13 protein-coding genes and 1 pseudogene are annotated in these 20689 nt (G+C 29.2%); 8 read left to right on the forward strand and 6 right to left on the reverse strand.

All coding sequences use genetic code 11. From position 1 onward, the window contains the following. Positions 1-7 precede the first annotated feature (7 nt). The 8 genes from AVBRAN12642_RS02805 to AVBRAN12642_RS02840 all read left to right on the forward strand — a co-directional run bounded on the left by AVBRAN12642_RS02805 (position 8) and on the right by AVBRAN12642_RS02840 (position 11540). Complete coding sequence (locus AVBRAN12642_RS02805; RefSeq protein ID WP_336607913.1) at positions 8-2086, forward strand: RNA degradosome polyphosphate kinase; 2079 nt, start codon at positions 8-10, stop codon at positions 2084-2086. Positions 2087-2264: 178 nt separating this feature from the next. Further along, complete coding sequence (locus tag AVBRAN12642_RS02810; protein ID WP_214120028.1) at positions 2265-3140, forward strand: aspartate carbamoyltransferase catalytic subunit; 876 nt, start codon at positions 2265-2267, stop codon at positions 3138-3140. Position 3141: 1 nt separating this feature from the next. After that, entirely contained in the window at positions 3142-4404 is a 1263-nt protein-coding gene (locus AVBRAN12642_RS02815; protein WP_214149730.1) for a dihydroorotase, read from the forward strand. A gap of 1 nt (position 4405) precedes the next feature. Continuing rightward, a complete protein-coding gene (carB, locus tag AVBRAN12642_RS02820) occupies positions 4406-7570 on the forward strand; it encodes a carbamoyl-phosphate synthase large subunit (protein WP_214116655.1) in 3165 nt (1054 codons plus the stop codon). A 158-nt stretch (positions 7571-7728) separates the two neighbouring features. Then, on the forward strand, positions 7729-8127 hold the full coding sequence (locus AVBRAN12642_RS02825) for an Rrf2 family transcriptional regulator (RefSeq protein ID WP_214116657.1): 399 nt from the start codon (positions 7729-7731) through the stop codon (positions 8125-8127). Next, positions 8127-10304: a flagellar biosynthesis protein FlhA gene (flhA, locus tag AVBRAN12642_RS02830; RefSeq protein WP_336607914.1), complete on the forward strand. Its 2178-nt coding sequence runs from the start codon at positions 8127-8129 to the stop codon at positions 10302-10304. Before AVBRAN12642_RS02825 ends, flhA begins: the two co-directional genes overlap by 1 nt. A gap of 11 nt (positions 10305-10315) precedes the next feature. Further along, complete coding sequence (locus AVBRAN12642_RS02835) at positions 10316-11338, forward strand: DHH family phosphoesterase (protein WP_214116662.1); 1023 nt, start codon at positions 10316-10318, stop codon at positions 11336-11338. After that, positions 11328-11540 (forward strand): hypothetical protein, encoded by a 213-nt coding sequence (locus AVBRAN12642_RS02840; protein WP_214116664.1) that lies wholly within the window; start codon positions 11328-11330, stop codon positions 11538-11540. The genes AVBRAN12642_RS02835 and AVBRAN12642_RS02840 overlap by 11 nt, the downstream gene beginning before the upstream one ends. A 67-nt stretch (positions 11541-11607) precedes the next feature. On the opposite strand, the gene AVBRAN12642_RS02845 is transcribed toward AVBRAN12642_RS02840, so the two are convergent. The 6 genes and pseudogenes from AVBRAN12642_RS02845 to AVBRAN12642_RS02870 all read right to left on the reverse strand — a co-directional run bounded on the left by AVBRAN12642_RS02845 (position 11608) and on the right by AVBRAN12642_RS02870 (position 20535). Then, positions 11608-12114 carry a zinc-binding dehydrogenase gene (locus AVBRAN12642_RS02845; RefSeq protein ID WP_336607915.1) on the reverse strand — a complete coding sequence of 169 codons (507 nt, stop codon included), beginning with the start codon at positions 12112-12114 and terminating at the stop codon, positions 11608-11610. Positions 12115-12123: 9 nt separating this feature from the next. Further along, complete coding sequence (locus AVBRAN12642_RS02850; RefSeq protein ID WP_336607916.1) at positions 12124-12576, reverse strand: alcohol dehydrogenase catalytic domain-containing protein; 453 nt, start codon at positions 12574-12576, stop codon at positions 12124-12126. Between the two features lie 412 nt (positions 12577-12988). Then, positions 12989-13756: a tetratricopeptide repeat protein gene (locus tag AVBRAN12642_RS02855; protein ID WP_336607917.1), complete on the reverse strand. Its 768-nt coding sequence runs from the start codon at positions 13754-13756 to the stop codon at positions 12989-12991. A gap of 1317 nt (positions 13757-15073) precedes the next feature. Beyond that, positions 15074-18439 (reverse strand): annotated as a pseudogene (dnaE, locus tag AVBRAN12642_RS02860) (DNA polymerase III subunit alpha); the annotation flags it as partial. Positions 18440-18687: 248 nt separating this feature from the next. Continuing rightward, a complete protein-coding gene (locus tag AVBRAN12642_RS02865; RefSeq protein WP_336606907.1) occupies positions 18688-19311 on the reverse strand; it encodes a hypothetical protein in 624 nt (207 codons plus the stop codon). Positions 19312-19356: 45 nt separating this feature from the next. Further along, a complete protein-coding gene (locus tag AVBRAN12642_RS02870) occupies positions 19357-20535 on the reverse strand; it encodes a BspA family leucine-rich repeat surface protein (RefSeq protein WP_336606908.1) in 1179 nt (392 codons plus the stop codon). Positions 20536-20689: the final 154 nt, after the last annotated feature.

A 20689-nucleotide genomic window follows, 5' to 3' on the forward strand; every position in this document is an offset into this window, starting at 1 on the left:
ATAATTAATGAAGAAGGAATTGGTTTTTAATAGAGAATTATCGTGGCTTAAGTTTAATTCAAGGGTGCTTGATCAGTGCAATAAAAAAATACCCTTATTAGAAAAATTAAGATTTATTAGTATATATTGCACGAATTTAGATGAGTTTTATATGATTAGAGTTGCTGGACTTAAGCAACTTTTTGCAGCAGGAGTAGTGCCACAAAATGAACTACCACCATTAGAGCAATTAAACGCTATTCGTGAATATTTACACGCAGAAAAAGACACTTTAGAACAAAATTATTTTTCTATAATGAGCGAATTAGCAAAAGTGGGTGTGGAGCTTAAAACTTATAATGATTTAACAAGAAATCAAAAAGGCAAAGCTAAAGAATATTTCTTTAGCACCATAATGCCAGTAATTGTTCCTATTGCAGTAGATTCAACGCACCCATTTCCGCCACTTAATAATCTATCTTTCTCACTAGCTGTTAAGTTAAAAAGCGAAGATGAAAAGCACGATAAATTCGCTATGGTTAGAATTCCTAGAGTATTGCCTAGATTTTTTGAAGCTGATAGGGGGCTTTTTGTTCCTATTGAAAGCGTGGTAAAAGAGCATTTAGAAGATATTTTCCCAGGTTTTACTATGGTAGAAAGTGCAGCTTTTAGAGTAACTAGGAATGCTGATATTATAATTGAGGAAGAAGAAGCAGATGATTTTATGATGCTACTTGAGCAAGGCTTAAAACTTAGAAGAAAAGGTGCTTATGTTAGAATTCAAATTGAAAGTGGTGCTAGCGAAGAGATTAAAAACTTTTTAAGCATACATTTAAAAGTATTTAATAAAGATATTTACGAATACAAAACCCCATTAGCCCTATCATCAATGCTACAAATCGTAAATAATAAGCAATTAAGTCATTTATGCAATGCTTCTTATGTGCCTAAGATTTTGCCACCATTTGATGAGAATGTAAGTGTATTTGAAGTAATTGATAAGCAAGATATTTTATGCTATCAGCCTTATGAGAGTTTTGACCCAGTTGCAAGTTTTATCAAAGAAGCTAGTAAGGATTCAAAAGTAATATCAATTAGAATGACCCTATATCGCTTAGAAAAAAACTCGCAAATTATTAAGGCTTTAATGGACGCAGCTAATGATGGAAAGCAAGTTACGGTTATGGTTGAATTAAAGGCTCGTTTTGATGAAGAAAATAACCTTTATTGGGCAAAAGAATTAGAAAACGCAGGAGCTCATGTAGTATATGGAATAGCAGGGTTTAAAGTGCATGCAAAAATTACTCAAGTAATTCGCCAATTAGACGATGGCACGCTTAAATTTTACGCACATTTAGGCACGGGTAATTATAACGCCGCTACTGCTAAAGTATATACTGATATTAGCTTTTTTACATCTAATTTTGATATAGCAAATACTGATATTACAGCGTTTTTTAACATACTTACAGGCTATTGCAAAAATAAACGCTTAAAAACTCTATCAATGAGCCCATTTCAGATAAAAGAGCAGATTTTAAAAATGATAAAAACTGAAAGCCTAGCAGGTAAAAAGGGCGAAATTATTATGAAGATGAACTCGCTTGTTGATGAAGACATTATAAAAGCACTTTATGAAGTGTCAAACAAAGGTGTAAGCATTGATTTAATAGTTCGTGGGATTTGCTGTCTTAAACCAAATCTTAAAGGATTTAGCGAAAATATAAGAGTAAGAAGTATAGTTGGAAAATATCTTGAACACGCTAGGATTTTTTATTTTAAACACGCAACTCCGCAATATTATATAAGCAGTGCTGATATGATGCCAAGAAATCTTGAGCGTAGGCTTGAACTAATGACACCTATATTAAATGAGAGTTTGCACGCTAAATTAGCAGAGATTTTAAGACTTCAATTAAGTGATAATCAATTAGCTTACACGCTTGATGAAAATGGAATTTATACCAAGATAGAAAAAGATGAAAAGGCTCTTGATTCTCAAGAAACTTTTGAAAACTATGTAAGTGGAATTTATAAAAGCTTTAAAAAAGGTCGTGATAAAGCAAAAGCCAATCAAATGGCACAAAAATTCTTTAGAGAGAATTAAATATTTTAGGAATTTAAATTCCTAAAATATATTTTTACTAAAATTTATAAAAATTAATTTTATTTTAAGTTTAAAATATTATTATTTACAGATTTTTTTGAACTTCGCTTATACAATCCCCTTTATTTAAAATTGTTTTCTAATGGCGGTTAGGCCTTACTCTCGTGGGAGAAGGACAATGCGTGATTATTTAACAACTAAAAATCTTAGCAATGATGATTTTTATACGCTTATAAAAAAAGCTTTGTATTACAAACAACACGATGGCTTTTTTAAAAATTATGAAAATCAAATCATAGCTAATTTATTTTTTGAAGATTCTACAAGAACAAGGACAAGTTTTGAAGTTGCTGAGCTTAAGCTTGGCTTTAGAGTGCTTAATTTTTCTGCTAGTAGTTCAAGTGTAAATAAAGGCGAGAGTTTATATGATACTTGTAAGACTTTTGAAAGTCTTGGAACTAGCGTTTTAGTAATTAGACATAAACAAAATAATTATTTTGATGATTTAGTAGGACTGAATGCTAAAGTGGTTAATGCAGGTGATGGAAGTGGAGCACACCCATCTCAATGTTTGCTTGATTTAGTAACGATTTATGAGCATTTTAATACTTTTAATGGTTTAAAAATAGCAATAGTTGGAGATATAAAAAATTCTCGTGTAGCAAAATCAAATAAAGATGCGCTTGAAAGACTTGGAGCTAAAGTATTTTTAGCTGCACCTCCTATTTATCAAGATAATTCTTATAATGAATACTATAAATTAGATGAAATTATAGATGAGGTTGATGTTTGTATGCTTTTACGCATTCAACACGAAAGACACGATAAAAACGAATTAGATTTAGAAAAATATAGAAAATCTTTTGCACTTACAACTAATAATTATAAAAGATTAAAAAATGATGCAATCATAATGCATCCAGCCCCAATTAATCGTGGAGTAGAGATTGATAGTTGTTTGGTTGAATGTGAAAAATCAAAGATTTTTACCCAAATGAGTAATGGTGTATTTGCTAGAATGGCAATACTTGATTATGTATATGAAAGGATTTAAAATGCTTCTTAAAAATTGTAATGCATTTATAGATAATAAATTTGTTAAAACTGATATTTTAATTGAAGGTAAAAAAATAGTAAAAATAGCTCCTAATATTGATTATAGTGGAGAAATAATTGATGTTAAAGGTAAGCTTGTTAGTGCGGGTTTTGTTGATATTCATCAGCATTTAAGAGAGCCAGGATATTCACACAAAGAGAGCATAAAAACAGGCTCAATGGCGAATGCAAAAGGTGGAATTACTACAGCTTGTGCTATGCCAAATCTAAAACCTGTGCCTGATACTTTAGAGAATTTAAAACTTGAATTAGATTTAATTCAAAAAGATTCTTGTATGAAAGTTCTTCCTTATGGAGCTATTACTATGGAAGAAAAAGGTCAAAGCTTAGTTAATTTTAGCCAATTAGCTCCTTTTGTTTTTGCGTTTAGCGATGATGGAAGAGGTGTTGCAAATGCAAAAATTATGAAAGACGCAATGAAAGAATGTGCGAAATTAAATAAATATGTAATTGCACATTGCGAAGATTTAGACCTAGTTGAAGGCGGTCATATGCACGATGGAGTTCAGTCTAAAAAATTAGGAATTAAAGGAATTTCAAGTTCAAGCGAGAGCGTGCAAGTTGCAAGAGATATGCTGCTTTGTAAAGAATGCAATTCAAATTATCATGTATGCCATATAAGTGCTAAAGAAAGTGTTGCGATGGTTGAGTTTGGCAAAAAACTTGGAGTAAATATAAGTTGTGAAGTAACTCCACATCATTTAATTTCTTGTGATGAAGATATTAAAGAAGATAATGGAATGTGGAAGATGAACCCGCCTTTAAGAAGCAAAGCTGATAGAGATTATTTAATAAATGCTTTAAATGAAGGCATAATTGAAGTAATAGCAACAGATCATGCACCACATTCAAAAGACGAAAAGCAAGGTGGATTTAATAAGGCTTATTTTGGAATTATAGGAAGTGAGTTTGCGTTTTCATTGCTTTATACAAAATTAGTAAAAACTAATTTAGTAAAACTTGAGACAATTCTAAACGCTTTTAGCACTAATCCTAAAAAAATATTTAATTTAGAAAATGCAGGGGAGCTTAAAGTTGGTTCGATAGCTGATATTGTAGTAATTGATTTAGATAAAACTTGGGAATTAAAAGAAGATGAAATCGTTAGTTTAGGCAAGAATACGCCTTATTTAGGAAGTGTATTAAGCTCAAAAGTAGAGCTTACAATTTGTGATGGAAAAATTATTTTTAAAGGAGAATAAAATGCAAGATGTAAATAAAATTTTAGTTATAGGAAGTGGTCCTATTATAATTGGTCAAGCAGCAGAGTTTGATTATGCAGGAACTCAAGCTTGTTTATCGCTTAAAGAAGAAGGTAAATATGTAATATTAATCAATTCAAACCCAGCTACTATTATGACTGATAAAAATATTGCTGATGAGATTTATATAGAGCCAATTACTTTAGAATTTGTAACAAAGGTTATTAAAAAAACTCGCCCTGATGCAATCTTGGCTACCTTAGGCGGACAAGTTGCTTTAAATATGGCAATAGAATTAGATAAAGCAGGGATTTTAAAAGAATATAATATAAAAGTATTAGGTTCTAGCTTAGATACTATTAATAAGGCTGAAGATAGAGAATTATTTAGGGCATTAATGAATGAATTAAATGAACCTGTTCCACCAAGTGTTATTGTAAATAATACAAAGAGTGCAATTTCTTTTGCTAATGAATGTGGTTATCCTGTTGTTGTTCGTCCAGCATTTACTATGGGTGGAACTGGCGGCGGAATTTGTGAAAATGAAGCTGAACTTAAAAAAATAGCTAGCGAAGGCTTAATTTATTCTCCTACTAGACAATGTTTAATTGAAAAATCAATAGCAGGATTTATAGAACTTGAATATGAAGTTATAAGAGATAGAGCTGATAATGCTATATTAATTTGCGATATGGAAAATATTGACCCTGTTGGAATTCATACAGGTGATTCATTGGTTGTTGCACCAACTCAAACACTTGAGCCAAAAATCAAACAACAAATGATAGATGTTGCTATTAAATTAATAAGAGCATTAAAAATTGAAGGTGGTTGTAATGTTCAAATAGCTTTAAACCCAATTACAAAAGAATATTTTATTATTGAAGTAAATCCTAGAGTTTCACGCTCAAGTGCTTTAGCTAGTAAAGCAACTTCATTTCCTATAGCAAAAATCGCAGCAAAAATCGCAATAGGCAAAACTTTAGATGAGATTAAAAATGAAGCAAGTGGTTTAAGCTATCTTGAGTATAAACCAAATCTTGATTATATAGTTACTAAAGCTCCTAGATTTGCATTTGATAAGTTTAAAGATGCTAATCGTTATCTAGGCACTCAAATGAAAGCAACGGGTGAAGTAATGGGCTTAGGAACTAGCCTAGCTGAAAGTATTTTAAAAGCTATTAAATCACTTGAATATGGAATTTGTCATCTAGGTCTTAAAAACGGCGAAACATACACAGATGAAAAAATCAAAAAGCGTTTAATTAAAGCTGGAGATGAAAGAATATTTTTCATAGGAGAAGCTTTAAGGCGTGGAATTAGTGTTGATGAGATTATGAATCTTACTAAAATGCAAAGATTATTTATAGACACATTTAAGCAAATCATTGATACAGAACACGAATTAAAAGAGAAAAAATTTGATATTCAAGCACTTACAAAAGCTAAGCAAATAGGACTAGCTGATAAAATTATCGCACATCGTTGGGAATGCAAGCAAAAAGAAGTGTATGAACTAAGAGCTAAAAATAATATAAGACCTATTTATAAATGCGTTCAGCCGATGGATTATAAAAATCTAATTCCAAGTTTTTATTCAACTTATAATAAAGAATTTAAAGACACAAATGAAATTAGCAATAAGCAAAAAATCATAGTTTTAGGAAGTGGCCCTATTAGAATTGGTCAAGGAATTGAGTTTGATTATTCTAGCGTGCATGCTATTTGGGCTATTAAAGAAATGGGCTATGAAGCAATAATAATTAATAACAATCCTGAAACATTATCAACTGATTATAGCGTAGCTAATAAGCTTTATTTTGAGCCTTTAAGCAATGAAGAAGTTTTAGAAATTATTAATATTGAAAAACCTTTAGGAGTAATTGTTAGTTTTGGTGGTCAAACTGCTATTAATTTAGCCGAGTTTTTAGAAGCAAATGGAGTTAAGATTTTAGGCACAAGTTTAGATAGCATAAATACTGCTGAAGATAGAAAATTATTTGAAAAATTAATGAGTGATTTAGGCTTAAATCAACCTAAAGGAATTACTGCAATTAGTGTTGATGAAGCTATCAAAAATGCTAATTTAATAGGCTATCCTGTATTAGTTCGTCCATCGTTTGTTTTAGGTGGTAGAGCTATGCAAGTTGTATTTAACGATGAAGAACTTAAAAAATATATGCAAGAAGCAACAGAAGTAAGCCTTGATAAACCTATATTAATTGATAAATATTTATGCGGAAAAGAGCTTGAAGTAGACGCTATTTGTGATGGAGAAAATGTTTATATACCAAGTATTTTAGAGCATATTGAAAGAGCAGGTGTACATAGTGGAGATAGCACAGCAATAACTCCTAGCGTTAGTATAAGTGATGAGGTAAAAGAAGAAATTATTAATTACACTAAAAAACTTGCACTTGCTTTAAAAATTAAAGGACTTTTAAATATACAATTTGTATATTTTGAAAATAAACTTTATGTATTAGAAGTAAATCCAAGAGCTTCAAGAACATTGCCGTTTTTAAGTAAAGTAATTAATAAAAACCTAGCAAATATAGCTTTAAAAGCTGCTTTAGGAATAAGCTTAAAAGAGCAAGGAATTACTAAAGAATTTGAAGAAATACAAGGAATGTATTATGTAAAAGTTCCTGTATTTAGCTTCTCAAAATTATCTTTAGTGGATACAGTTTTAGGGCCTGAGATGAAAAGTACTGGAGAAGTTATGGGAACTAGCACAAGTGCTAATAAAGCACTTTATAAAGGTCTTGTTGCAAGTGGCGTTAGGATAGAAGAATTTGGCGGAGTATTATTTAGTATTGATGATAAAAATAAGGCTGATTCACTTGAGCTTGCTCGTGGATTTATGAACTTAGGTTATAAAATCTTAGCTACTAAAAATACAGCAATTTATTTTAATAATCACGGAATTAATGCAATTAGTGTTAATAAATTAGGCGATGAAGATGACATAATTTCAAAAATTGTTAATGGAGAAATTACATTAGTAATTAATACTCCAAGAGATGCAAAAAATAGCCTTAGTGATGGATTTAAAATAAGACGTGCAGCAAGTGAGAGTAAGGTTGCAAGCTTTACAAATCTTGATATTGCAAAAGCTTATTTAAAGGCTTTAGAAGAAATATCATTAAGCGTGTATTCTTTATAATTTTTAAGAATTTAAACTCATTTTTTGAGTTTAAATTCCTTTTTAATTTTAGTATAAAATAAATATTTTTTAAACTCCTAATCAAGAATGATTATTGCTTAGTCTATGTATTAAATAAAAAAAGTTAAGATTTAAATAAAAATATTTTAAGGAAAACAATGTTATTTACAAGAGCTAGTGAATATGCTTTAATTAGTTTAATTTACATTGCAAAACATAAAAGTCCAATAGATGTAGATACTTTAGCAAGTGAATTAAATATACCAAGAAGCTTTTTAGCAAAAATATTACAAAATTTAGCAAGAGCGCATATTTTAAAATCTTATAAAGGTATTAATGGTGGTTTTATTCTGGCAAAAGAACCAAATTTAATAAATATAAAAGATGTCATAATATCTGCTGAAAAAAAAGAGCCTTTAGTTTTTGAATGCACAGGAGATGATAAATGTCCTAGTAATAGGCACGATACTTGTAAAATATATCCTATAATTACCAACTTACAAGATAAAATAAATTCTTTTTTAACTGATATTACCTTAGAGCAGATTTTAAAATAATGGCAAAACAAAAAAATACTATGCTAAGCCTAGTAGCTCCTTATTTAGAGCCACTTGTAAAATTTAAAAGTCTTTCTATGGTAGGTTTAATAGTTGCTATTTTAGCAATTATTATCGTTCCTTTACCATCTGGAATACTTGATTTTTGCTTAGCACTTAGTATTGCTATATCGGTTTTGATGATTTTAATAGCTATGTATATTCCAAAACCGACTGATTTGACTACTTTTCCAACATTAATTTTAATAATTACTCTTTTTAGACTAAGCCTTAATATCGCAACCACTAGAATGATTTTAAGCAAAGGGCATGAAGGTCCTGCTGCGGTTAGTGATATAATTGCTAGTTTTGGAGAATTTGTTGTAGGCGGAAATTATGTAATAGGGGTTGTTGTATTTTGTATCTTAGTATTAATTAATTTTATGGTTGTTACAAAGGGTTCAACTCGTGTTAGTGAAGTTCAAGCTAGATTTACGCTAGATGCAATGCCAGGAAAACAAATGGCAATTGATGCTGATTTAAATGCAGGGCTTATTACTGAAGAGCAAGCTAGAGAAAGGCGTCAAGAAATAATAGGCGAAGCGAACTTTTATGGAGCTATGGATGGTTCTTCTAAATTTATTAAAGGTGATGCAGTTGCAGGTATAATCATCACTATTATTAATATAGTTGGCGGACTTTTAATAGGTATGTTTCAGCACGATTTAGAATTAAATGCTGCTGCTTCTAGTTATACTATTTTAACTATAGGAGATGGACTTGTATCTCAAATCCCAGGATTAATCACTTCAACAGCAACAGCTATAATTATTACTCGTGCAAGTAAAGAAGAAAAACCATTTGCTGAAAAATCTTTAGAGCAATTATTTGGAGATTATAAAACTTTATTTATAGTTGGATTTATTTTGTTCGTATTTGCTTTAGTTCCTGGTCTTCCTACTATTTCACTAGGTTTTATGGCTTTTGTATTTGGTGGGCTTGGCTTTTTACTTATGAAGACTAAAGATGAAGATTTATTAAGTCCTAAACCAAAGCAAAAAGGAGCAGCTCAACAGCCAAATACAAGTGGAACAGCACCAGCTCAAAGCACAACACCACCTAGAAAAAGTGAAGCTGAAATTGCAGCAGAGCGTAAAAAGAAAAACGAAGAAAGCTTAAATCTTGAAATGCTTGAATTACAAATCGGATATTCTTTAGTAAAAGTTGCTGAAAGTGATTTAATAGATAGAATTCCAACAATGCGTCAAACAATAGCTAAAAATCTAGGCTTTTTAATGCAAGATATTAGAATAATTGACAATATTCAGTTAGACCCTAATGAATATGATTTTAGAATTAAAGGAATTTCAATTGCAAAAAATATTATATATCCTGATAAATTTTTAGCAATTGATAATGGTTTTGATGAAACCGATGAAATAGAAGGAATAGAAGTAATAGAACCTGCTTTTGGTTCAAAAGCTATTTGGATTGACCCAAGTGAAAAAAATAAAGCTACAATGAGTGGTTATGTAGTGGTTCATCCTGGTGCAGTAATTAGCACGCATTTAAGTGAATTGGTTAAAGAACACGCAGCCGAACTTTTAACTAGGCAAGAAGTAAATTCTTTATTAGATAGATTAAAGCTTACTCAAAGTGTATTGGTTGAAGAAGTATTGAAAATCACTTCAATAGGTCTTATACAAAAGGTATTAAAAGAATTATTAAAAGAGCAAATTCCAATAAAAGATATGATAAGTATATTAGAAACAATATCTGATTTAGTGCCTTATACTCAAGATATTGATACAATAACAGATCATGTAAGAGCTAGTCTTAATAGAGTAATTACTAATATGTATTTAGATGATAATAACAAACTACAATTTTATGCACTATCAATGCAAGTGAATAGGCGTTTATTGGAAATGCTAGTAACTAATAAGAACGGCACAACAACCCTAGCAATCAATACAGAGCAAACCCACGCTTTATATACAGCAATTAGCGATAAAGTAAAAGAGCATTATAATATGCATTCAAATACTTTTATATTATTAGTAGAACCTAGTCTTAGAAGAAAGATAAAAGAGATTTGTGAAAGATTTGGATTAAAACAAGTTGTTGTTCTTGCTTATAGCGAGATTGCAAATAACGCTGATTTTGATAATATAGGTAATGTTGATGCAGCAATTTAGAAAGGAAAATAATGAAAATATATCACCTAAGCCACACTGATTTAGATGGATATGGTTGCCAATATGTGGTAGCTAATTATTTTAAGGATTGTGAATTTTATAATTCTAATTATGGCAAAGAAATTGAAGAAAAATTTGAAGAAATTATGATAAAAGTAGAAGCAAATCCTGATGAATTTGCTCTTATTTTAATAACTGATGTAAATCCTATTGAAAGTGTTTGCGAAGAATTTACTTCTAGGGTTGCAAGGCTAAATCACGCAAAATTATTATTGCTTGACCATCATCAAACAGGCAAAGCTTGTATGGAAAAATATCCTTGGTATTTTTTAGATAGTTCAAGGTGTGCTACTAAGATTACTTATGATTTTTTTAGTAAAATTTTTGGAGAAAATAAAGAGCTAAGCCTAATGGTAGATATTATAAATAGCATTGATATTTGGCTAAGTGATAGCAAATATTTTGAATTAGGCAAAATCTTAATGCAAATAATTGCTAGTAGTAAGGAGATAAATAGAACTATGTTTGCTAAGCAAAATCACGCTTATATGTTCTTTTTATTAAACAAAGCTAGAGAATATTTTCATCTTGAAAATCCAAATATTGCTTTAGAAGATGCAACTCATAGTATTAAAAAAGAGTTTTTTAAAAATGACAAAAACGATACTTTGTGTAATTTAATAAGCGATTATTTAGTAAGGATTTTAAGCGAAAACAAGCAAGATTATACGATTTATTATAAAGATAAAAAAGGCTTATTGGTCTATGATATAGGAAATGTTAGCGTTATAGGAAATGATTTTTTAGTAAAAAATCCTGAATATGATTTCTTTTTAGAAATTAATCCTGGCAAGAAAATCTCTCTTAGGGCTAATAATAAAATTGATGTTAGCTTATTTGCAAAAACGGCTTTTAATGGTGGCGGTCACGCAAATGCTAGTGGTGGGATATTTACAAGTTATAAAGATAGTAGTGTATATTCTAAGATTTACGAACAAACTAAAACTTATTTGGAGAAATTTAATGAAAAATGAAGAAATTGAAGATTTAATGTATGAGATTGCTTTAATGCACAAAGCTGCTTTGTATTATGCAGGAGTTAAGAAAAATTGCTTAGAAAAGGCTGCATTTACTTATCTTGAGCTAATTGATGAAGCTAAGAGTGAAGATGATTTTGAGCTTATTTTAGAAACTATGGCTTTATTAAAAGACAAACACCCTGAGTTTTTTAACTAAAATATAAATATAATTAGTCTAATTTAAATTCTTAGAATTTAAATTAGAAAGATATTTTATAAGCGTTCTAATTATTTAAATTAATCAAAACCTTACCGATTTTATTGTTATTTTTTACACTTTTTAAAGCTTGGTTTATATCATTTAGGCTAAAAATCTCACCGACTGATGGGCGGTATTTTATATTATCTAGCATAGAAGATATTTGCTTAAGCTCTTCGCCGTTTTTATTAACAAACATAAAATGATACTCACAGCCTACTTTTTTAGCTGCATTGTTTAGCTTAAGTCCTGCAAAATAAAATAAAATCTGCTTTAGTTTTGAAAGCTTCAAGCTTTTAGCAAATTTCATATCAGGCATACCCTTTAAAGATACTAGCTTTCCGCCTTTATTTAGGATTTTAAACTGCTTAAAAGTTTCATTTCCACCAATGCAATCTATTACAAAATCTACTTTAATTTTTGTATAATCATCGCTTTTTGTAAAATACTCGCAAACGCCTAATTCTAAGGCTTTTTGCTTAAAATTAGCATTTCCGCTAGCATATATTTTAAACTCTTTTGCAAGTGGCAAAGCAAGATTTTAAAAACTCCCACTAGCTCCAGAAATAAATATTGAGTTTTCATTTTTAGCATTCATTAATTTAATAGCTTGTAAAAATGTTAAAGAGGCTAGTGGCACGCAAGCTGCTTCATCATCTTTTAAATATTCAGGCACTTTTGCTATATACTTATGATTTATCGTTACATATTCAGCAAATGCTTTTTCACACATTGCATAAACTCTATCCCCAACTTTAAATTCTTTTACATTTTTACCTATGCTAGTTATAACTCCTACTAATTCATTGCCTAAAATTAGTGGTAATTTATAAGGAGTTATTATATTTAGTGCGCCATCTTTTATAAGATTATCTAGTGGATTTACGGCTGCATAAGTTACTTTAATTAAAACTTCATCATCTGTTATTTTTGGAATATCAATTTCTTTTATTTCTAAATCACTTTTAAAATTATTTAAAACTGCTGCTTTCATAATTTTCCTTTAAATTTAATTATTTTTTTGTGCAATTATATATACATAGCCATTAAAATCTTGCATTACAAATTCTTTAGTGTCATAGCTGCCTTTAGATTTGCTAGAAACGAAAACTCTTATTTAATCCTATTTATATCTTGTAGCATTATCTAGGCATTTTCACTTGAAAAAAAGTTTTTTAATCTCTTATTTTTGCTCTATGCAAAACCCAAGCTTTTCATAAAACAAAATTGATTTATTTACGCTCGTTACAAATAAAAATGTTTTTGTGTTTTTAACACACTTTTTATAAAGCTAATTTTATTTTTAACTAAGCAAAAATATTCTTACTTAGTTAAATTTATATATAGAAATTACATTAAATCACTATTTTTATATAGATTTTTTAGTTAAAAATAATTAAATCTATTTATTTAAGTTGCATAGCATTCTCACAACCTATATTGTTGCCTAAATCACAAGCTTTATTGAAAAAATGTTTAGCTATTTGAGTATCTTGCTTTATACCTTGTCCTTTAAAATACATAAACCCTAAATTGATACAACCTATTGCATTATTTTTCTCACAAGCTTTATGATAGAATATTACAGCCTTAACAAAATCTTGTTTTTCACCTTCACCTTTTTGGTATAAAGTTCCTAAATTACTACAAGCACTCGCATAGTTTTTATCGCAAGCTTTTGTATAAAATTGAATTGCTTTTGTATAATCTTGCTTTACACCCACTCCAACATTATATAAAAATCCCAAATTATAACAGCTAACAGCATACTCATCACCACAAGTTTTAGTATAAAGCTTTACTGCTTTTGCATAGTCTTGTTTTGTGCCATTTCCGCTAACATATAAACCAGCTAAATTATTACAACTATAAATAAACCCACCTTCGCAAGATTTTTTATAAAGATTAAATGCTTTAGTGTAATCTTGCTCTACTCCTTGTGCGTTTTCATATAAAACTCCTAAATGATAGCAAGCTTCAAAATCTTCATCATTACAAGCTTTTGTAGCTAGTTGTGCAGCCTTTTGATAACCATAATTATCTTTATAATTAGAGCCTAAGAGAACACAAGCAATGTAATCATCTTGATCGCATTTGATTTTTTCTAGCATATTTGTTTTAGAACAACCGATAATGCAAATGCTTAAAAGTATAAAACACAATAACTTTTTCAATTTATCTCCTTTTTTGGAAGTAAATTATACTAATTTGTTATTTTAAATTATTATTTTAAGCATTTATTATTTTGTTTAGAATTTGATTTTCGTATTCTTTTAGGTATTTTTGCGTATTGCTTTTTTTATAAAAATCATAACAATCAATGGTTTTAAAGATATTTATTCTAGCTAATAGGTTTGCTTTATGAGAGCTTACACTTAGCTAATCAGTTTAAACCATGTAAGAAAAATCTATTTTAGTTTTGAAAGCTTTAAGTCTTATCTAACTTTAAAAAATACTAGCAAACGCCTAATTCTAAAGCTTTTTTAAAATTTTTATACAACTTATTTTATGTTACTTAACTAGCATTTTATACTTAATAAGGACTTATTAAAAATCTATGTTTTAAATTCTTTTACTTTTATCTAAGTTAGTTATAAAATTAAAAGATTATTTAGTGGATAAAGTCTTATAGTTTATTTTATAAATTCTTTATCCACTAGAATTTAAATATTAATTTTTTAGCTAATTTTTGATAATTCCTTTATTTTCTCTATAGCTTCATTATTTAAACCAAATCTTCTTGAATACTTATTCACACAAGAATCATCTAAAAATTCTAAAACTATTTCTTTTGCACTTACATTTTGACTTAAATTTTCTTTAATCAATCTTGTGATTTCTTGCAAAATCTCTGCACTGATATTTAATAAATCAATTTGTATGAATTCTCCTTCAAAGGCTTTTGGGTTTTGCGTGAATTCTTCTTTATTTTCTTTAGAATATTGCCTTCTTGGTTTTGCTATTCGTTTTTCAAATACCACATAACCTAATGAGTTTTTATTCTCACTTGGCTCTTTTATAAGCCCGTTAGTAATTAAGAAAAAATCATCAATAAATACCCCAACTCCATTCTCATCAGCCCTTAAACTAACTTCAAATCCATATAAATTCTCTTCTTTTTCTTTACTAAAAAACTCATTTTCTAGCTTTTTATACACTTCATCATTAAAGCATAAAATATCAAATTCTCCACCTTCATCAACCACTTTAAGCTTAGCAAAGGCTTTATTTTTTTTGCTTACTTTAAATTCTGCTTCAGTTACTATTCCTAAGCAAAAAGCATTGTAATCTCCATAATCAGCCTTGTTAAAATCGCTACTTTTTAAGTATTCAATATTTTGAGTTAGATGAGAAAATCTTTTAATATCACCTTTAATTTTTTTACCACCCTTTTTGCTAAACACTTCATATCCAAGAGCATTTTTATCATCAGTATTTACACCTATTTCACTAGCATTTACTTCTATTAAATTATTTAAAAATAAAGTATTTTTTGCATTATCTCTTTTAAGATTTAAAATAAATGCGTAAAGAGATTTTTTGGTTTTTACATCTTGAGCTGCTAGGTTCATTGCTTTATATTTTGATGCTAAAACATCTATTAAATCAGGGTTAAAACACAAAATATTAAAATTTGAATAATAATCAAGTGCTTTAATGTTTGCATAGCTTTTACCGCTTTTGCTTTGTTTAAAATCAACTTCTTCAATAATTCCTAAGCAAAATGCTTGATATTCCCCATCATCTAAATTCTCAAAATCACTACTTTTATAATGCTCAATTGATTTAATTTCTTTTTTAAACTCATCTAGCGGGTGTGAGCCAAGATATATTCCTAAATATTCTTTATCAAACTCGGCTAATTCTGCTACGCTAAATTCTTCTTGGTTTGTAATATCAATACTACTATGATATTCTGTTTCAAATTGAGAGAATAAACTCTCTTGCAATCTTTTATCATGCTCTTTTTTTGCTTTAAACTCATTAATAATATAATCAATTGCATTTAAAGCACTTTTTCTATTAATCCCAATACATTCAAAACAACCCGTCTTAGCTAAAGCTTCTAAGCCTTTTTTATTCATATAAGCAGCATCAGCCCTTGCAATAAAGTCTTTCATATCGCTAAATGGCTTATTTCCCCTAGCTTTTGCAAGCCCTTCAGCACTAGGAATTCCAAAGCTCTTAATTGAGCCAAGTCCATAGACAATAGCAGCTTTTCCATCTTTTATAGTAACGTTAAATTCCCTTGTGCCATCGTTTATATTAGGTGGTAAAAGCTCTATTCCTAATCTATCTAGCTCATCTTTATATTTTTCAATTTTTTCAACTTTTCCTTCTTCGCTAGTTAGTAGTGCTGCCATAAATTCTGTTTCATAATATTTTTTAAGATAAGCAGTCTGAAAGGCTACTAGAGCATAGGCTGCTGAGTGAGATTTGTTAAAGCCGTATTCAGCAAATTTTAAGATAAGCTCCCATAAATCATCAGCCTTTTTCTCATCAAAGCCTTGTTTTATAGCACCTTCTAGGTATTCTCCTTTTAATTTTACCATTTCTTCAAGCTTTTTCTTACCCATAGCACGACGAACCAAATCAGCTCCACCTAAGCTAAATCCACCAATGGTTTGAACTACTTGCATAACTTGCTCTTGATATACAATAACCCCATAAGTTGGCTCTAAAATAGGCTTTAATTCAGGGAAAGCATATACAGCTGGTTTTCTTCCGTGCTTAATATCTATAAAATCATCAACCATTCCACTATCAAGTGGCCCTGGGCGATAAAGTGCTAAAACAGCGATTAAGTCTTCAAAGCAAGTTGGCTTAAGCCTAGCATTTAAATCCTGCATTCCCGAGCTTTCTATTTGGAAAATCCCAAGAGTATTTCCTGTTTGAATTAAATCATAAACGCCTTTATCATTTACATCAATTTTGTTCCAGTCTATATCTATATTATGGCGTTTTTTAATGAGTTTTATAGCATTATCAATAACGGTTAAAGTTTTAAGTCCTAAGAAGTCAAACTTAATCAAATCAACATCTTCAAGATAATCTTTCATATATTGAGTTACTAATGCGTCTGATTTTGGTTGTTTAAACAATGGGGTTTTTTTCCATAATTCTTCGTTTGAAATTACCACTCCAGCAGCGTGCATTCCTGCGTTTCTATTAAGTCCTTCAAGTGCTAATGAATACTCCCAAACTCTAGTTCCGATTTTGCTTTTGCCCCTTACATCATCAGGGTGGCAAACTATATTTTTATACTCTGCACGATTGTCTAAATCTTCAATGAAAGCCTTAATATCAGGGTTTTTTTCGTAAGCATCTTTTAGAGTGATTTTTAGCTCATCAGGGACTAATTTTGCTAAAGTATCAGCATCTTTTATGCGTAAATCACAAACCCTTGCAACATCACGAATAACACCTTTTGCAAGTAATTTACCAAAGGTAATTACTTGGGCTACGTTATAGCGACCATATTTTTTTACAACATAATCAATTACTTCTTCACGCCTATTTTGACAAAAATCCACATCAATATCAGGCATAGATACACGCTCAGGATTTAAAAAACGCTCAAAAAGTAGATTATAAGGAAGTGGGTCTAAATCAGTTATTTCTAAACAAAACGATACCAATGAACCTGCAGCAGAGCCCCTACCAGGTCCAACAGGAATACCCATATCCTTAGCAGCTTTTATAAAATCATGAACGATTAGCATATAACCACTAAAACGCATATTTTTAATAATATTTATTTCAGTTCTTAAACGCTCTTTATAGGTTTCGTGTTTGCTCCCATCAATATATACTAAACGCTTATTAAGCCCATCCCAGCAAAGCCTTTCAAACAATACATCATCATTGCTAAAGCTAAACATATCTTGACTAGGCAATTCTAAGCCAATTTTTTCAGCGTATTCAAGAGCGAATTTAAAATTTGGTGGAGTAGGGTTTCCTAAGTTTAGCTCTAAATTGCATTTATCAACTATTTCTTGAGTGTTTTGCACAACTTCAGGCACATCAAGGAATAATTCGTGCATTTCTTCAGCGCTTTTTACATAGATTTCACTCATTGTGTGTCTTAAGCCATTGTCTTTTTTGGCTTCATCACTTTCAGGATCAACCCCTACAATATCTCCTGTGCTAATTGCCATAAAGATATTTTGAGCTTGAGCCCTATCTTTATAAGTATAATGCGAATCATTTGTAGCTATTACTTTTATGCCTAATTCTCTTCCTAATTTAAGTATATTTGTATCTATATTTAATTGAGAATTTATACCCATTCTCATAATTTCAAGATAAAAATCATCTCCAAAAACTTCTTTATACCAAAGTGCGGCTGCTTTTGCACCTTCATAGCCTTTAGCACCCATATCAGCATTTGTTTTTCCATTGCGACGAACTTCTTTATCATTTAAATGCCAATTAATCTCACCTGCAAGACAAGCAGAGCTACAAATTATACCTTCGCTATATTCTTTTAATAATTTTTTATTAATTCTAGGGCGATAATAAAAACCATCTATATGAGCTCTTGAAGTAAGATACATAAGGTTTTCATAGCCTTTTTGATTTTTAGCAAATAAACATATATGCCAACGGCGATTGGTTGCAGTGCTGCTTAAATCATCATCATCGTGCAAATAGCCTTCAAATCCAATAATAGGCTTAATTCCGTGCTTTTTCATACTTTTATAAAAATGAATTGCTCCAAACATAACCCCGTGATCAGTTATTGCACAAGATTTAAAATTTAACTCTTTTAATCTTTTTGCTAATTCATCAATTTTATTTGCGCCATCTAAAAGCGAATATTCTGTATGTAAATGTAAATGTGTAAAATCCATAATTTATCCTTTAGGGCTATTTTAGTCGTTTTATCTAAAGACTTTTTAAACACAAATTCCTATTTAAAATTTGTATTAAAATTTAGACAATTCTAAAATATATTTTTTATTTTTTAAACCATATAATATAAAACAATTTTTATTTAAGTAAACTTATATTAATAATTAATATTATATTAATATTAGAAAATACATAAGATAAACTTACTTGATATAGTTTTTAATTTTATTTTTAACAAATTTAAGAATAATTAAATACTTTTATTAAATTTTATTAATAAATTTCGTATATTTTCCCGTTTATAAGCTCTGTTTATATACCCTGGATGATAAAATGAATTATCATCAAAATTATCACTATAAATAGATTTAAGACTTTTTGAAGTTTTTGTAAAAATATCTTTTGCTTTATTATACAACACATCATTACGAAAAATCGCTTGACTAAAACCAAAATAAACACTTTTGTTGTAAAAATCAATATCATCGCTAAATAAAAACCTACTTTTAATCGTGTTTAAATCATATATAGCTTGATTTAAATTTTGATTTTTTAGATTAAATAAATTAAATATTTGAATAACTCCATTTAGTTCTTTTGGTTTGCCTATATACGAGCCATTAAACATTTTTTCAACCTGTCTCATTGTGCTATCTGAAGAAAAAAATTTCCAGTTACCTAAGTCTATTTGTTTTTTATCTTTATAAAAATTACTAATTTTTTCTAAATCAGCTACATTATCATTAGGTGTTGCAGAGCCAGGGTTTAACATAACAATACTACCTATCAATTCGCTACTTGTCCCAAAACATAGTAATGTATTTAATCTAAATTCGTTGCCATTATCATTAAAAAATTGTGCATAAACTTTCATATATTATCCTTTGATTTATACTATATAATATTTAGTTTTTATATTCTATTCACATTTATTTTCTAAGTAATCTGTGTAAAATCTAGGTAGTTTCTCTAAGCTCTTACACTCTTTAAACATATCTACAATATCTTTTACATTAGAAGTATCAAATTCGATCTTTTGATTAAAACTTTTACAATAATAAAACATATTTTCCATATTTTCTACATTTTTTGTATCAAATTCAAGCTCTTGATTAAAATTAAAACAATATGCAAACATTGCATTCATATCTTTTACATTAGAAGTATCAAATGCAAGTTTTTGATTAAACTTTTCACAACAAGAAAACATAACACTCATGTCTTCTACATTGCTTGTGTTAAACTTAAGTAATTGATTAAAATCTAAGCAACCTGCAAACATACCTCTCATATCTTTTACATTAGAAGTATCAAAATCAAGTTTTTGATTAAAATCACATATAAAAAACATAAATTTCATATCCTTTACATTACTTGTATTAAATGAAAGTTTATTGTTAAAATTACTATCAGCAAACATAAAACTCATATCAACTACATTAGAAGTATCAAAACTAAGCTCTTCATTAAAATAATAACAATGAGCAAACATCCCACTCATATTAAGCACTTTGCTAGTGTCCCACTCGTTAATCCCACTAAAATCACTTCGCTTACAATCATAAAAAAGCCAACTCATATCGGTAATTAAACTTGTATCAATATCACCTAGATAAATGCTTTCATCATTTACTAGCTCTTTTAATTCTTCTTTTGTAGTTGGTTTTAGATTGTTTTTATTTGAAATTTTACTTTGAACTAAAGGCTTTGTAGGGCTTAAGACAAATATTTTAAACTCATCTTCTATGTTTTGGTCAAAAAACACTACACCTTCTTCTAGTCTATTGTATATATTATTCATCGTTTCAACATATTCATAAAAGTTGCAGTCTTGCGGTAAATTTGTATATATAATACAACCATTTTCTACATTTATTGCATCGTAATTATCATATGCTTTCAATACTCCGCATTTAATATTTTCTAACATTTGAGAAAGTTGAAAAAAGGTATATTCGTGAATACCACAGCCTTTGACATCTTTTAATAATATATTATAAATAATCTTTAAAACAACGCCTTCTTCTATAAATAAACCTTCTTCGCTATATGCTAAAGTTATTTTATCACCATATATCTTTTCTATTAATTTTAACATTTTTACTTCTTTGATTTTAGCGATTGTATCATAATCAAGTGCCTGATTATGTCCATATGTGATTTTTCTAAAAAATTTTTTTTAGAATTTTAATTAGGAATTTCATTTTAATTTTATATTTGGTTTAAGAACTTCACTCTCGCAAAATTATTTA

Source organism: Campylobacter sp. RM12642 (genome assembly GCF_020137635.1).
Classification (GTDB): domain Bacteria; phylum Campylobacterota; class Campylobacteria; order Campylobacterales; family Campylobacteraceae; genus Campylobacter_E.